General features: G+C 71.9%; 13 protein-coding genes and 1 pseudogene. 6 read left to right on the top strand and 8 right to left on the bottom strand.

Features of this window, described 5'->3' with window-relative positions:
* Positions 1–114: 114 nt before the first annotated feature.
* The 3 genes and pseudogenes from OG322_RS05995 to OG322_RS05985 form a co-directional block, all read left to right on the top strand.
* Positions 115–1011, top strand: coding sequence for a LysR family transcriptional regulator (locus OG322_RS05995; protein WP_123463422.1), 897 nt, complete (start codon positions 115–117; stop codon positions 1009–1011).
* 165 nt (positions 1012–1176) lie between these two features.
* Positions 1177–2403 carry an acetyl-CoA C-acetyltransferase gene (locus tag OG322_RS05990; protein WP_329306147.1) on the top strand — a complete coding sequence of 409 codons (1227 nt, stop codon included), beginning with the start codon at positions 1177–1179 and terminating at the stop codon, positions 2401–2403.
* A gap of 191 nt (positions 2404–2594) precedes the next feature.
* Positions 2595–2762, top strand: a pseudogene (locus OG322_RS05985) (MaoC family dehydratase); the annotation flags it as partial.
* A gap of 22 nt (positions 2763–2784) precedes the next feature.
* On the opposite strand, the gene OG322_RS05980 reads toward OG322_RS05985, so the two are convergent.
* From OG322_RS05980 to OG322_RS05965, 4 genes are all read right to left on the bottom strand, one after another.
* Positions 2785–4239, bottom strand: a complete 1455-nt coding sequence (locus tag OG322_RS05980; protein ID WP_329306146.1) for a sialate:H+ symport family MFS transporter — start codon at positions 4237–4239, stop codon at positions 2785–2787.
* 63 nt (positions 4240–4302) lie between these two features.
* The gene (locus tag OG322_RS05975) at positions 4303–4983 is read right to left on the bottom strand and encodes an N-acetylmannosamine-6-phosphate 2-epimerase (protein ID WP_123463428.1); all 681 of its coding nucleotides are present in this window, start codon (positions 4981–4983) and stop codon (positions 4303–4305) included.
* Positions 4980–5945, bottom strand: coding sequence for an ROK family protein (locus OG322_RS05970; protein WP_123463430.1), 966 nt, complete (start codon positions 5943–5945; stop codon positions 4980–4982). Before OG322_RS05970 ends, OG322_RS05975 begins: the two co-directional genes overlap by 4 nt.
* Positions 5942–6901, bottom strand: coding sequence for a dihydrodipicolinate synthase family protein (locus OG322_RS05965; RefSeq protein WP_329306145.1), 960 nt, complete (start codon positions 6899–6901; stop codon positions 5942–5944). Before OG322_RS05965 ends, OG322_RS05970 begins: the two co-directional genes overlap by 4 nt.
* A gap of 151 nt (positions 6902–7052) precedes the next feature.
* Between OG322_RS05965 and OG322_RS05960 the strand changes: the two genes are divergently transcribed.
* On the top strand, positions 7053–7739 hold the full coding sequence (locus OG322_RS05960) for a FadR/GntR family transcriptional regulator (protein WP_123463434.1): 687 nt from the start codon (positions 7053–7055) through the stop codon (positions 7737–7739).
* Between the two features lie 29 nt (positions 7740–7768).
* On the opposite strand, the gene OG322_RS05955 is transcribed toward OG322_RS05960, so the two are convergent.
* From OG322_RS05955 to OG322_RS05940, 4 genes are all read right to left on the bottom strand, one after another.
* Positions 7769–8950 carry an FAD-dependent monooxygenase gene (locus tag OG322_RS05955; RefSeq protein WP_329306144.1) on the bottom strand — a complete coding sequence of 394 codons (1182 nt, stop codon included), beginning with the start codon at positions 8948–8950 and terminating at the stop codon, positions 7769–7771.
* Between the two features lie 114 nt (positions 8951–9064).
* Positions 9065–10501, bottom strand: coding sequence for an exo-alpha-sialidase (locus OG322_RS05950; protein ID WP_329306143.1), 1437 nt, complete (start codon positions 10499–10501; stop codon positions 9065–9067).
* A 94-nt stretch (positions 10502–10595) separates the two neighbouring features.
* On the bottom strand, positions 10596–11597 hold the full coding sequence (locus OG322_RS05945) for an acetylxylan esterase (protein WP_123463441.1): 1002 nt from the start codon (positions 11595–11597) through the stop codon (positions 10596–10598).
* Between the two features lie 200 nt (positions 11598–11797).
* Positions 11798–12529: a FadR/GntR family transcriptional regulator gene (locus OG322_RS05940; RefSeq protein WP_123463443.1), complete on the bottom strand. Its 732-nt coding sequence runs from the start codon at positions 12527–12529 to the stop codon at positions 11798–11800.
* A 170-nt stretch (positions 12530–12699) separates the two neighbouring features.
* On the opposite strand from OG322_RS05940, the gene OG322_RS05935 reads away from it, so the two are divergent.
* Both OG322_RS05935 and OG322_RS05930 read left to right on the top strand, forming a co-directional pair.
* A complete protein-coding gene (locus OG322_RS05935; protein WP_124285520.1) occupies positions 12700–14295 on the top strand; it encodes an ABC transporter substrate-binding protein in 1596 nt (531 codons plus the stop codon).
* Positions 14296–14476: 181 nt separating this feature from the next.
* Positions 14477–15427 (top strand): ABC transporter permease, encoded by a 951-nt coding sequence (locus tag OG322_RS05930; protein ID WP_123463447.1) that lies wholly within the window; start codon positions 14477–14479, stop codon positions 15425–15427.
* The last annotated feature ends 1 nt before the right edge of the window (position 15428 follow it).

Genomic DNA, 15428 nt, shown 5'->3' with positions numbered 1-15428 from the left:
CGATGCGTGCGCGTCGCCCTACCGTGCCAGCGGCCATTGATTGCTGTCCAATACCAAATTAAGGTCGGATCAAGACGACTGATTAATCAATGATCGCCGAGGCGAGGGGTGGGTATGGAACTGCGTCATCTGTCCGCGTTTGTCGCCGTGGCCGAGGAGCTGCACTTCGGCCGGGCCGCCAGGCGGCTCCAGATGGCCCAGCCGCCGCTGAGCCAGCAGATCCGGCAACTGGAGAAGGAGCTCGGCGTCCAGCTCTTCGAGCGCAACACCCGCTCGGTGCGGCTCACCAGCGCGGGGGAGTCGTTCCTCCAGCCGGTACGGACCGTGCTCGACGACCTCGACATCGCGGTACGGGCCGCGAAGGCGGCGGGCCGCGGCGAGTACGGGCGGGTCAGCATCGGCTTCGCGGGTGCCTCCAGCCACGAGACGCTGCCCCGGCTGACCCGGGCGGTGCGCGCCGCCCACCCCGGCATCGAGCTGGTCATGACGGGCCAGACCTACGCCAACGTCGCCCTGGCGCGGGTCGCGGACGGCTCGCTGGACCTGGGGTTCGTACGGCTGCCGGTGACCCAGCCGGGCGTGGCCCACCGGGTGATCGACGAGGAGGAACTGGTCTGCGCGCTCCCCTCCGACCACCCGCTCGCCGCCCGGGACAGCATCTCCATCGAGGCCCTGGCCGAGGAGCCGTTCGTCTCCTTCCCCGCCAACACCGGCTCGACCGTGCGCGACGCGATGGTCGGGGCCTGCGAGGCCGCCGGGTTCAACCCGCGGGTGGTGCAGGAGGCCCCCGACTCGTACACGATTCTGGCGCTGGTCGCCGCGGGCGTCGGGGTGACCCTCACCGTCACCTCCGTCCAGCACATCCAGCAGAACGGCCTCGTCTACCGCCCGCTCGCCGGCCCGCCCATCCGGCGCCAGGCGGCCCTGGCCTGGCGGGCCGACAACCCGTCCGCCGCCCTGCGTGCGGTGCTCGCCGTCGCGGAGAACGCCCTGCCCACGCCCTCCTCGTGACTGCGCGCCCCATTGAGACGCGCCGCGTCTCGAATCAGGGGGATCTGGATATTGGACCGACTCAGTAGCCGGGTGCGAGGGTCACCCCACACCCGTGCCGGCTTCCGGCGCATCCCCGTCCCGAACTCGTTCCCGCCCCCGTCTCCTCCACGGAAAGGTCCCGCCGTGCCCGACCAGAACGATGTCGTGATCTGCGAACCGCTGCGCACCCCCATCGGCCGCTTCGGCGGGGCGCTCGCAGGGCAGGCGCCGGCCTCCCTCGCCGCGCTCGTCATCGCCGAGGTCGTCGCCCGCACCGGAATCGACCCGGACCGGGTCGACGAGGTGATCCTCGGCAGCGCCTACCCGTCCGCCGACGCCCCCGCCATCGGCCGGGTCGCCGCGCTCGACGCCGGGCTCCCGCAGTCCGTCACCGGCACGCAGATCGACCGCCGTTGCGGCTCCGGACTGCAGGCCGTCCTCGACGCCGCGATGCAGATCAGGGCCGGCTTCAGCGAGGTGGTGATCGCGGGCGGCGTCGACGTCATGAGCGCCGCCCCCTACTACACGCACGACGGCCGCTGGGGCATCAAGGGACCCGGCCTCCAGTTGCACGACTCACTCGCCCGGGGCCGGGTCACCGCGGGCGGCGTCAACCACCCCGTGCCCGGCGGCATGATCGAGACCGCCGAGAACCTGCGCCGCGAGTACGGCATCAGCCGCGCCGACCAGGACGCCCTCGCCCTGCGCTCGCAGCGGCGCGCCGGCCGGGCCGCTGCCGAGGGGCGGTACGAGGCGGAGACCGTCCCCGTCACCGTACGGACCCGCAAGGGCGAGACGGTGGTCAGCGCCGACGAACACCCGCGCCCCGACACCACCGCCGAACAGCTCGCGGCGCTGCGCCCGATCATGGGCAAGACCGACCCGGAGGCCACCGTCACCGCGGGCAACGCCAGCGGCCAGAACGACGCGGCCGCCGCCTGCCTGGTGACCAGCGCCCCCACCGCGCAACGGCTCGGCCTCACCCCGCTCGTCCGGCTGGTCTCCTTCGCCCGCGCCGGGGTGCCCGCCGCCACCATGGGCATCGGGCCCGTCCCCGCCACCCGTACGGCGCTCGCCCGCGCCGGGCTCACCCTCGCCGACCTGGACCTGATCGAGCTCAACGAGGCCTTCGCCGCCCAGGTGCTGGCCTGCACCCGCGAACTGGGACTCGGCGAGAAGGACCATGAGGAGCGGATCAACGTGAACGGCTCCGGCGTCTCCCTCGGCCACCCGGTCGGCGCCACCGGCGCCCGCATCCTCGCCACGCTGACCAGGGAACTGCACCGCCGCGAGGCCCGCTACGGCCTGGAGACCATGTGCATCGGCGGCGGCCAGGGCCTCGCCGCGGTCTTCGAGCGCATCGCGGCCTGAGAGCGGTCACCACCCCGCCGTAACCCGGCGGCGCAGCCCACCGGGCTGCGCCGCCGCGGGTGCTTCCCGGCTGCCCGGCGATCTATTGAGACGCCCCGCATCTCACTGCACCGGTAATTCGGTATTGGACCGCCGCCCGCACGACCACGACGAACGGAGGCCGGCCCGTTCCGCCGGCCGTGAACGGCATCCCGGCGCCGGTGCCGGTCGGCAGCCGGGTCCGGCTGCACGCCGCGGTCACCGCGGTGACGGAGGTCGCCCGCGGCGGGGTACAGATGACCCGGGCCTTCACCTTCGAGCTGGAGGGGTCCGTCAAGCCCGCCTGCGTGGCCGAGTCGCTGCCCCACTTCCACCCGTGACGTGAACTGACCTGATGGGGGCCTACCGCCGTGCGTGCACGGGTTTCCCGGCCGGCGCCACCGCGAGATGGTCCGGCGTGGACTCCGGGTCCGTCAGCCGGTTCAGCCGCGCCGGTACGTCGAATCCGACCAGCACCACCACGATCACCGTGCCCGCGAACGTCAGCACCGCCAGTGCCTGCCCCAGGTCCATGCCGGAGGCCAGATGCGCGCCGAGGACCGGGGCGACGGCCCCGCCGAGGGCGCCCACGTTGTACGTGAAGCCGAGCGCGGCACCCCGGCTCGCCGTCGGGAAGTGCCCGCCGATGTAGCGCGGCAGCAGACCGGAGATGCCGAAGCTCGTCGCCTGGAGCAGGAACAGCAGGATGCCGAGCAGCAGCAGATTGTTCTGTACGGCGAACACCGGATAGACGAAGGCGAGCGAGGCCAGCAGCGTCAGCGCGTACGCCTTCTTCGCCCCGATCCGGTCACCCAGGAAGCCCGCGGCCCAGCAGCCGGCCATGGTGCCGAAACCCGCGAAGTACAGGACGTCGGTGACCTGGTCCGTGCTGTAACCCAGCTCGGTCTTCAGATACGTCGGCAGCAGGGCCTGGATCGGCCACGAGTACAGGAACGCGAAGAACAGCGTCACGATCATCGACAGATACAGCACCCAGCCGCGCTTCCCGCCCAACTGCACGGCGAACGCGGCGAGCGAGAGACCGGCGATCACCGAGAGCACCGGCACCATCCCGGCGCCGCCGGGCGTGAAGACGAGGAACAGCGACACCGTGGCGACGACGACCAGCACCGTGTTGGCGGTGGCCCGGCCGCGGGTGACGAACAGCGGCCCGAACGGATGGGGCCTGGCGCCCTTCTCCGCGACGGACTCCGTCCACTCCTCGGCCTCCGGCAGCGCGCGCCGCATCCACAGCGCGATGGCTATCGGGACGAGGCCCAGATAGAACATCCAGCGCCAGCCGAGCGAGGGGACCACCCAGTTGTAGACCTGGGCGGCGAGCACCGAACCGACGGAGAAGCCGGAGATCAGGAAGCCGCTGGCCCGGCTGCGCAGCCCGGCGGGCCAGCTCTCCATGACGTACGTGGCGCTGGCGCTGTACTCACCGGCCATGCCCATGCCGATGGCCAGCCGGGCGGCGAACAGGCTGTGGTAGTTCCAGGCGAACCCGCAGGCGAAGGTACCCACCGAGTACAGCAGGATGCTCAGCACCATGGAGAGCTTGCGGCCGTACCGGTCACCGATGGCGCCGAGCACCGCCCCGCCCAGCCAGCGGGTGATGAACGCGCCGGAGATCAGGCTGGCGGCCTGAACCGTGCTCAGGCCGAACTCGTCACTGATCTCGGTCAGCACGAGGGTGATCAGCACGAAGTCGAAGCCGTCGAGGACATAGCCGATCCAGGCGGCGAGGAACGACTTCCACTGGGTGCGGCTGACCTGGCGGTACCAGGGGAGCGTGGGGGGTGATGTGGTCTGCACGGTGACTCCAGGATGCGGGACGGCGCTCGCCCTTGAACAGCCGCCCCGCGTGGTGGGGGAGGGTCAGGGCCGGGCGATGCCCGCGACGAAGCGGGCGGTCAGGGCCGTGGGAGCGGTGATGGCGGTGCCGACGACGACGCTGTGCGCTCCGCGCCGCAGGGCCTCGGCCGCCTCCGCGGGGGTGTTGATACGGCCTTCGGCGACGACCGGGACGTCGATCGCGGCCGAGAGCGCGGCGACCAGAGCGAGGTCGGGGCCGGTCTGCTTCGGCGTGCCGGGAACGTAGCCGGACAGCGTGGTGGAGACGAAGTCCGCACCCAGCCGGGCCGCCGCGACCCCCTCTTCGAGGGTGGAGACATCGGCCATGACCAGGGCGCCGGCCGCGTGGACCGCCTCGACGAGATCGGCGAACGCCGAGCCGTCGGGGCGCGGCCGGTCGGTGGCGTCGGCGGCGACTACGGCCGCACCCGCCTCGGCCACCGCCAGGGCGTGCCGGACGGTCGGCGTGATGTACACCCCGATGTCTCCGTCCTTCCAGAGACCGATGACCGGCAGGTCGACGGCCTCGACGATCGCGGCGACGACCGCCGGCTCGTTGGCCCGGATCGCGGCGCCGCCGCCGGCGACCGCCGACTGCGCGAGGCGCACCAGGGTGGACGTCTCGCGCATCGGGTCGCCGGGAGGTGCCTGGCAGGACACGATCAGCTTGCCCTGAAGCAGAGCGGCCAGTTTCTGTGCGGTCATCGGAGAGCTCCCGGGTGGTGGAGGGGAAGGGTGGTGGTCAGGGCGGCCGCTCCGAGCACGGCCGCGTCGTGGCCGAGGAGCGGCGCCTGCGGAACGAGCCCGCGCAGCGGCTCCATCAGTTCCGAGGCGAAGGCGGCCCGCAGGGCCTCCTCGTACAGGGGGCCGATCCGCGGGACCCCGCCGCCGACGACGACCCGGTCGGGGCCGAGGGCGTTGGCGAGTCCGCCGAGCACATGGCCGACGGCGGCCGCGCCGGTGGTGATGGCGGACACGGCGTCGGCGTCGCCCCGCGCGGCCCGCACGGCAACGGTCTCCAGCCGGTCCACCGGGGCGCCGGTCAGCCGCTCGTAGTGGGCGGCGATACCGGGCCCGGAGGCGATGACCTCCAGGTGGCCGGTGGCGCCGCAGGTGCAGGGCAGCCCGGCTGCCTCGGGGCTGGGCAGATGGCCGAGGTGCCCGGCGATGCCGGACGCGCCGTGCAGCATCCGCCCGTCGACGGCGATCGCGCCGCCGACCCCGGTACCGATGGCGGCGAAGAGAAGTGAGCCGTGTTCCCTGCCGTCCGCGCCGAGCGCCGCGAGTTCCGGCCCGGCCGTGGCGCGTACGTCGTTGTCGCAGGCCACCGGGTACCCGGTACGGTCCGCGAGGCCGGCGCCGAGGGCGGTGCCGGCCCAGCCACGGATCGAGTCGGTGGCGCTGGTGACCATGCCGGTGCGGGGATCGATCACTCCGGCCGCCGCGATGCCGAGCACCGCGGCGCTCCGGCCGGGGTCGGCCTCGGCCGCCGCGGCGGCGAGTGCGTCGAGCACCGCCGTCGCACCGTCGCGGGCCGGGGTGGGACGGCTGTGCCGGGCGAGGACCGTTCCGTCGGCGCCGATGAGCGCGGCGGCGATCTTCGTACCGCCGAGGTCGAGGCCGACGACCGGCCGCCCGGCCGGCGCTGTCCGAGCGGGCGAGGTCATCGGACCGGCGGCAGACCGGCGGCGCGCAGCAGCCCGGAGACCAGCGCGACCGACTCGGCGGACAGCTGGATCTGCGGGAACGCGGTGTCGCCGCAGTCGATGATGCCCAGCAGCCGGAGCGCCGACTTGAACGAGCCGAGCGCCGAGGAGCTGCGGCCCATGTCCGCCTCGGGGCCGGCGTCGACCATGGCGAACAGCTCGATGAGCCGCTCCTGCTCCCTCGCGGCCCGCGTCCAGTCCCCGGCCCGCGCGGCCTCGTAGAGCCGCACATAGCCGGACGGGTCCACGTTGCCGATACCCGGGACGACGCCGTCGGCGCCCGCCAGCAGGGCCGCGTCCACGGTCAGCTCGGAGCCGGTGAGGATGCTGAACTCCGGCACCGGACCGTGCGCGCGGCCCTCGCGGCCGCCGAGCTCGACGATGAGCCGGCGCAGACCGCCCTCGTCACCGCTGCTGTCCTTGAGCCCCGCCAGGGTGCCGTCCTCGGCGAGTTCGCGGACCAGCGCGGCGGACAGTTTGCTGTGCACGGCGACGGGGATGTCGTAGGCGAACAGCGGCAGGTCGACCTCGGCGCGCAGCCGGCGGAAGTGCCCGGCGATCTCCTTGCCGTGGGTGCGGGTGTAGAACGGCGCGGTCGCGACCAGGGCGTCCGCGCCCAGCTGGGCGGCCGACCTGGCGTGCTCGACGACCCGGGCCGTGGTGGTGTCGATGACCCCGGCCAGCACCGGGACCCGGCCGTCGGTGGCGTTGACCACGGTCTCCAGGACCGTGGCGCGCTGTTCGTCGGTGAGGTAGGCGACCTCGCTGGTGGACCCGAGCGCGAAGAGTCCGTGCACGCCCCCGCCGATGAGGTGCTCGACGAGCCGTGCGAGGGACGTGGTGTCGACCTCCCCGCGGGAGTCGAGCGGGGTGCAGACCGGCGGAACTACGCCGTGCAGCGGTGCGGTCAGAGACATGGTGGAGGCTCCAGCTGATCGGGATACCGACCCGGAGCCTGTCGGGCTACTCGGATCGAGACGTGAGACGTAAGATGTCCTATGTCTAGCTTCACCTTAAACAGATGCTCCTGCGACCGGTCAAGGGGCAACGGCACCTCAGGAGGACGTTGTGGCGCGGCCCACCATGGCTCAGGACATCGAGCGCAGGATCAAGGAACTGATCCTGGAACGCCGGCTCGCGCCGGGCGACGCGCTGCCCACCGAGGCGGAGCTGATGGAGCTCTTCGGGGCCGGACGGGTGTCGGTGCGCGAGGCGCTCAAGTCGCTCCAGGCGGTCAACGTCGTCGAGATCCGGCGTGGATTCGGCACCTTCGTGGGCTCGCTCTCGCTGTCCCCGTTCGCCGAGGGGCTCGCCTTCCGTGCGGCGGTCCGCCACCGCCAGGGCGAACCGGGCCTCGCCGAGCTGATGAAGGTGCGCGAGGCCCTGGAGGCGGGGCTGGTGGGCGCCGTCGCGGCCGGGGTCCCGGACGAGGACCTCGAAGTGCTGCGCGCGCTGGTGGCGAAGATGGAGGAGGAGGCCGGCACCGGCCGGGTCGCCCGCGCCACCGACCGGGCCTTCCACCTCGCGCTGTACGCCTCGCTCGACAACCACCTGCTCAGCGAGGTGCTCGACGCCTTCTGGGCGGCGATGGACCGGGTGCGCGAGGACCTCGACGACGGCCACCAGGACCCGTGGGTCACCTGCGCCCAGCACCGCGAGATCGTCGCGGCGGTGGCGGCTGCCGACGGGCTGCGCGCGGTGAGCGCGATGCGCACCCACTTCGACGGCATCCGCACCAGGCTCAGCCCGGCCTGAGCCCCGGTCCCGTCAGCGCACCGCCACCGTCACTCGTGCGCCGCCCCGTACAGATAGCTGTCGGCGCCGTCCAGCGTCGCACGGGACCACGCCGCCACCTCCGCCGCGCCCATCGCCGTCCAGTCCGGCGTCCGTTCGACCATCGCACGCCCCAGTCTGCGGCCGAGGGCGACCAGCCTGGCCCCCTCGGGCGACCGCTCGGCCGCGTACGCGCGCAGCGCGTCGGCCGGGGAGGGTGCCCCGCGCAGGACGCGCTCCAGGCAGAGTGCGTCCTGCAACGCCTTGGTCGCGCCGCTGGCGGTGTGCGGCCTGGTGATGCTCGCCGCGTCGCCCGCCAGCAGGAACGGCGGATCGGCCACCTGCGGCGCGTGGAAGTCGGTGACCGGGTGGTACGCCATGGACGTGTGCTCGCCCCGGCCGACGAGACCGGCCCAGTCCGCCGGGAAGTGCTCCTCGGCGATGCGCCGTACGTACGCCTCGCGCCCGGCGGTCCACGACGCCGGGGGAGGGGAGCCGTAGATGGCGTAGGCCAGCAGCCGGGACCCCGGCGCGGCGCCCGGGATCAGGTAGAAGACCCCGTGCCCGCCCGGGTATCCCAGCGTGATCCACGCGCTGCGCAGCAGATCGAGCAGGTGCGGACGGGCGGCGAGCGCGGTGAGCGGCAGGGTGCCCCGCCACACGGCGTACCCCGCCGGAACCGGCCGCACCCCCGGGGCCACGTTCTCCCGGGTGACGGACCGCGGCCCGTCCGCCCCGACGACGATGTCGTACACCTGCTCCGAGTCCGCCGTCCGGATCACGGCGCCGCCCGAGGGGTGGCGCCGCACCTCCGTGACCGGCCGCCCCCGGTGATACCGCACGGCGCCGACGGCGTTCGCGTGCAGGGTGCGCCACAGAAGACCCCAGTGACAGGCGGTCACCGCGCCTTCCTGACGGGCCAGTTCACGCGCCGTGGAGTGCCCGCTCTGCCGGGTGAGCCAGACCCGGGAGGGTACCGGCGCCGTCGGCATACCGGCGTCCAGATAGCCGGCCGCGACCAGCTCCCGGTGCAGCGCCGGCGGGATGACGATGCCGAACCCCCGGTCCTCCAGGGCCCCGTCGCTGCGCTCGTGGACCGTCACCTGCGCGCCGGCCCTGGCCCCGGCGATCGCCATGGCGCACCCGGCGACGCTTCCGCCGACGACCCCGATGCGTAAAACCGCTTGTGCCACGTCCGCCACCACTTCCCGGTTGCCCCGCCTGCTGCGCGTCGCACCCATTGAACGGTCGCCGGCCGGGGCACGTCCAACCGCCGTGCGGCGGTTGGACGTACGGACCTCGCCCGGTTACGGAGCGACCGTCACCGTCGCACGGCCCTGGGCCTGCTTGCCGTCCGCCCGGTACGTCGCGGTGATCGCGGCGCTGCCCGAGGTGCCTGCCGGCACGGTGACCGGGATCCTGATGTTGGCGCCCTGGCCGGGGTTCAACGCGGGGATCGCGGTCTGCTCGGTGGTCCAGCCGCTCGGCACGGACAGGTCGATCGTGCCCGCGCCCCGGCGTACGTCCATCCGGTTGACGACGCGGACCGTGACCTGGGCACTGGTCCCCGCCTTGAGCGAGGCGGGCGGGGTGATCGTGATGTCGGCGCAGGTGCCGCCCAGCCACTTCAGGTCGAACGAGTCGTACGTGATGTGCGCGTAGTCGCCGCGCTCGTACAGCAGCCCCACCCTGCCGTCCGGCAGCCGGGTCAGGGTCGAGTAGGCAGCGGCGCCGGAGTCGACGGCCTTCCTGATCGGCCAGGTCTTCCCGTTGTCGCAGGACATCTTGACGGTGAGGTTGCGCCGTGAACCGGTGTCCTCGGTGTTGCTGAACAGCAGCCACGAGGACTGCGGGTCCGAGGCCGGGGCATCGGGGGCGTACCGGATGACCGAGGCGTTGTTCCCCGGGTCGGGGAGCGCGGTGTCCTGGACGAACGGGGTGTAGGTGACCCCGCCGTCCGTGGAGTACGCGATCGTCCGGTACGGCGCCGACCGGTTGTTGAGCATGACCGTGCCGTCCTTCAGCTCGACGGTCTTGTTCTCGTCGCCGGGGTCGACCGGCTTGCCCGTCTTCCAGGTGGCGCCGTGGTCGTCGCTGTACGCGCTCACCGCGTAGTTGGTGCCGTTGATACGGACGGCGTACTGCTGGATCAGCCGGCCCTTGTGCGCCCCGTTGCGCAGCTGGATGCCCTCGCCGGACGCGGCGAACATCCCGCCCCAGGCCGGGTCCTTGATCTGCTTGGTGATCCGGCGATGGGTCCAGGTCAGCCCGTCGTCGTCCGAGTAGCTGTAGTCGGCCTGCAGAACATTCGGGTCGCTCTCGTCGTTGCCGGTGGCCGAGCCGAAGAAGCCCTGGTTCACGCCGGCCGCGTAGAACAGGAAGATGCGGCCGGTGGTCCGGTCGACCAGCAGGCTCGGGTCCCCGTAGCCCTTGGGCGCGGCGTCCTTGCGAACCACCTGCTGCGCCTGCCAGGTCGTACCGCCGTCGGTGCTGCGACGCAGCACGATGCCGATGTTGGAGGGCAGGTCGGCGAGGGTGGGGCGGGAGTCGTACGCCGCCAGCACGGTGCCCTTGACCGAGGTGGTCAGGGCCGGGATGCGGTAGTGGGGGGAACCCACGCCGTCGACGGTCAGGTCCTGGGACGTGAGCGTGCCGGGGGCGGGGGCCGCGGCCTGCGCGGTACCGGTCACGGCGACCACCAGCATGGCGGCGCTGAGCAGGGCGACAGGGACAGTTCGCTGCATGGACGATCTCTCTTCTCGGAAGGGGTGGTGCTTCTCGAAGGGTGGGAGATTGGGGGGTGGAGCGCGTCGCTGAGCAGGGGCGGGTGACCTGCGGTCAGGGGTGGCCGGCCCGCCCCGCCGGCGGGCCTGCGAACAGGGAACGCACCCAGGCCAGTTGTTCCCGCTGCTGGTACTCCGCGCCGCCCTCGTGCCCGTTGAACGCGTAGATCCGTACGTCCTTGGGCCCGGCGTAGTTGTTGTAGGCGGAGAAGCAGGTGGAGGGCGGGCAGATCTCGTCCATCATGGCGATCGAGAACAGGGCCGGAGCCGTGGCCCGGGTGGCGAGCAGCGCCGCGTCGAAGTACGACAGAGTGGTGAAGACGGCTTCGGTGCGGTCGCGGTGGAGCCTGAGGTACTCGGCGATCTCGGTGAACGGCGGGCGCGCAGAAATCCGCGTCGCGCGCGGGAAGTCGCAGAGGAAGGGCACGTCCGGCATCACCCCGGCCAGCCCCGGCACCAGCCCGGACACGGCCAGCGCGACCCCGCCGCCCTGGCTCACCCCGGTGACGACGATCCGGTCCGGATCGACCGCGGGGTGGCCGCGCATCGCCTCGACACAGCGCACCGCGTCGGTGAAGAGCCGCCGGTAGTAGTACGTTTCGGGGCTCTCGATGCCGCGGGTGAGGAAGCCGGGCACGACTCCGGCCGCACCGGCGTCCGAATCCGGGGTGTCGCCGCCCGCCGCCGACCAGCCCTGCCCGCGGGTGTCCATCAGCAGATGCGCGTAACCGGCCGACGCCCACAGCAGGTTCTCGTGCGAGAGGCCCCGGCCCCGGCCGTAGCCCAGGAACTCCACGACGCAGCCGAGCGGTTCGCCCGCCCCGGCGGGCATCCGCAGCCAGCCGCGCACCGGTTGACCGGCGAAGCCGGGGACCGTCACGTCGTAGGTGCGGACCTGGGTGAGCCCCGTCTCCACCTCGGTGAACACCGGCTTCTGCTGGGTGCGGTCCCCGGCTTCGTCCAGGGTCCGTGACCAGAAGTCGTCGAAGTCCGCCGGAACGGGCAACGGCGGCCGGTAGTCGCGGCAGTCCGCGAGCGAGAGGTCCGTCAACGGCATGGAGGTGCCCTCCTGGGGCGCGGCGGGAAAGTGCCGGGTGCGAGGTGAAGCACAGGTCATCAGACGGATGACGTCAGATGTCCTGTCGGCACACGGACCCTAGGCAGCCCCTGTCGCGCCCGTCAAGGGTGCGCCGGGCCGGGTCCGAGAGGAACGGGGCCCGGCCCCGCCGCCGCGCCGGAGGCGTCGGCGACAGGTGCTCAGCCCTTGGCGCCGTCGCGGGCCCGGGCCTCGGAGATCCGGCGCCTGACCGGGGCGTAGTGCTCGCCGAGCGCCTGCATGAAGCCGGCGGTGTCCCCGGCCCGCGCGGCGTCCACGATGTTCTGGTGGGCCGTGACCGTCGCCGTCTCGTCGGCGTGGGTGAATCCGTCGAGATGCGGGGCGACGATCGTGTACACGTCCCAGAAGGCCATCGAGAGCTGGCCGATCAGTTCGTTGCCCAGCGGGGCGACGAGCAGTGCGTGGAACGCCCGGTCGGCGTCCACGAAGCCGTGCCCCTCCTGCGCCCCGGTCTCGCGCATGGTGGCCACCAGGCCGTCCAGCGCGTCGAGCTGCTCCGGCGTGAGCAGCGTGACGATCCGGTCGGCCATCCCGCGCTCGAAGAGCTCGCGCACGTCGACCAGGTCGGCCATCACCTGGAAGTCGTCGTCGGGGGAGAGCAGCCCGCGGAAGGTCAGGCTCTCCACCAGCGCCGACAGGCTCAGCCTGCCGACGTACGTGCCGTGCCCGTGGCGGACCTCGACGATGTCCAGCGCGTTGAGGATCTTGACGGCCTCCCGGACGCTGGAGCGGCTGGCGCCGAGGGCCTCGCACAGGGCGGGCTCGGTGGGCAGCGGGTCCCCGGGGCGGAGCCGTTCTTCGAGGATGTACCGCTTGATGCCGTCCACGACTTCCTGCCGGAGCAACTGCCGGCCGGGCCTCGTTCCGGACATATGTGAACTCCCCACCTCTTGACCCCTCTCGATTGTCAAGCTACGTTCCCACGCTATCAAGGCATCGGACATCTGACGTCTGATGCTTCAAGTTCCGCGGTCCCCGTGAACCACCGATCCACCCCCCGTCTTCACTCCCGATGCCCCACCTCAAAGTCCCTGGAGGACCCGTGCCCGAGCTGAGATCAGCCGGTGTCGAGCGCCGCACCTTCCTGCGTTACACCAGTGCTGTCGGTGCTGCGGCCGCCATCACGGCGAGCCTCGCCGCCTGTGGCGGACCGTCCTCGACCGCCGACGGATCGACGGACAAGGGCAGTGGCAGCGACCTCATCGAGGCCGGTCTGTCCTACCCGCTGTCGACCGGCTTCGACCCGATGATCACCTCGGGCGCGACCCCGTACGCCGCCAATATGCACATCTTCGAGGGCCTGGTTGATCTCGATCCGGCAACACTCGTGGCACGCCCCGCGCTCGCCACCGAGATGCCGAAGAAGATCAACGCCACCACCTACCGGGCGACGCTGCGCAAGGGGGCGACCTTCCACGACGGATCGGCCGTCACCGCCGACGACGTGGTGTTCAGCTTCGAACGCATCCTGGACCCGAAGAACGCCTCGCTGATGGCGCAGTTCGTGCCCTTCATCGACACGGTCAAGGCCGTCGACGCCGGCACGGTCGAGTTCAAGCTCAAGTACCCCTTCGCGCTCTTCCCGTCCCGGATAGCCGTGGCCCGGATCGTCCCGAAGAAGATCGTGGCGCCCGACCCCAAGGCCTTCGACGCCAAGCCGGTCGGCTCGGGCCCGTACAAGTTCGTCTCGGCCACCCGCGAGGACAAGATCGTCTTCGAGGCGTACGACAAGTACAACGGCGCCCACCCCGCCAAGGCCAAGAAGATGGTCTGGCGCCTGATGTCCGACCAGTCGGCCCGCGTCAGCGCGATGGAGTCGGGCCGCGTCCAGGCCATCGAGGACGTCCCGTACATCGACGTCAAGCGGCTCTCAGGCACTGCCAGGACCGAGTCCGTGCAGTCCTTCGGGCTGCTCTTCCTGATGTTCAACACCGCCGACAAGCGGTTCGCCGACAAGCGGGTGCGCCAGGCGCTGCACTACGCCCTGGACACCGAGAAGATCATCTCCACCGCGATGGTCGGCAACGCCGCGGCGGCCACAGGCTACGTGCCCTCGACCCACCCCGACTACCACAAGGCCGCCACGGTCTACACGCACGACGTGGCCAAGGCGAAGCAGCTGCTCGCCGACGCGGGCGTGAAGAACCTGTCCTTCACCGTCCTGACCACCGACACCGGCTGGGTCAAGGACATCGCCCCGCTGCTGAAGGAGAGCTGGGAGCAGGCGGGCGTCAAGGTCACCCTCAGCATCGCCCAGTCCCCGGCCCAGTACGCCAAGATCGACAAGGGCGACTTCGAGGTCCTCGTCGCCCCCGGCGACCCGTCGGTCTTCGGCAACGACGCCGACCTGCTCCTGCGCTGGTTCTACTACGGCTTCTGGCCCGAGAGCCGCTACGGCTGGGGCAAGTCCGACGCGTACAAGAAGGTCAAGCAGACCCTCGACAAGGCGGCGCAGGCGGGCGACGAGGCGAAGCGCAAGGAGCTGTGGGGCCAGGTCACCGACCTCGTCGCCGACGAGGCCGCGCTTTACCCGATCCTGCACCGCAAGCTCCCCACCGCCTGGGCCGAGAAGGCGCTGCCCGGCTTCAAGCCGCTGCCCACCACGGGCCTGTCCTTCCTGGACGTCAGCCGCGCCTGACCGGCCGCCACCGGGCCGCCGGCGGCCGCCGCACCGGCCGCCACCGGCCCGGTGACACGGCGGCCGCCCCGGCCGCCGGCCCCCCAGCCCGGCGCCGGCCACCCGGCGCCAGATCGCCCGGTCCGGGACAACACCCCCCCGCTGTCCCGGGCCGGCCCGCCCAACCGCAAGGAACCCGACGATGGTTGCTTTTCTCCGGCTCGCGCTGCGCCGCGTCGCGATGATGCCGGTGATGATCCTCGGTATCGCGCTGCTCGTCTTCGTGGTGCTGCAGTTCTCGCCGGTCGACCCGGCCTTCAACGCGCTCGGGGAGAGCGCCACTCCCGAAGCCCGTGCGGCCTTCGCCGAGGCCAACGGCCTGAACGACCCGCTGCCCGTCCGCTACTTCCACTTCCTCGGCCAGCTGCTCCACTTCGACCTCGGGATGACCGTCCCGCCGAGCCAGCCAGTCGTCGACCGGATCACCGCCGCCTTCCCGCTCACCCTCCAGCTGACCGTCCTCGGCCTGATCCTCGCGATCGTCCTGGCGGTCGTCTTCGGCGTCGTCGGCGCGATGTACCGCGACCGCTGGCCCGACCAGCTGTTCCGGGTGCTCTCCATGGCCGGGGTCGCCATCCCGTCCTTCTGGCTCGGTGTCCTGCTCATCCAGCAGTTCGCACTGAACACCCGGATCTTCCCGACCGGCGGCTACACCAACCCCGCCGACTCCTTCAGCGGCTGGCTCAGGACCATGGCACTGCCCGCCTTCTCGCTCGCCGTGCCCGTCGCGGCGTCGCTCGCCCGTCTCGTACGGACCTCGATGGTCGCCGAACTCGACCGCGACTACGTCCGGACCGCCCGCGGCAACGGCCTGCCCGTGTTCCTGGTGATCCGCTCGGTGCTGCGCAACGCGCTCGTCACCCCGCTCACCGTGCTCGGCGTCAAGGTCGGCTACCTGCTCAGCGGCGCCGTCGTCATCGAAGCGATCTTCGACCTGCCCGGCATGGGCAAGCTCATCCTCGAAGGTGTCACCGGCGGCGATGTCGCCCTGGTCCAGGGCACCGTACTGACCATCGCCATCGCGTTCCTGGTGGTCAACGTCATCGTCGACCTGCTCTATCTGCTGGTCAACCCGCGCATCAGGACGGTGTGAC

The sequence above is a fragment of the Streptomyces sp. NBC_01260 genome (assembly GCF_036226405.1).
GTDB classification, from domain to species: Bacteria; Actinomycetota; Actinomycetes; order Streptomycetales; family Streptomycetaceae; genus Streptomyces; species Streptomyces laculatispora.
This window is presented reverse-complemented; position numbering and strand designations above follow the sequence as displayed.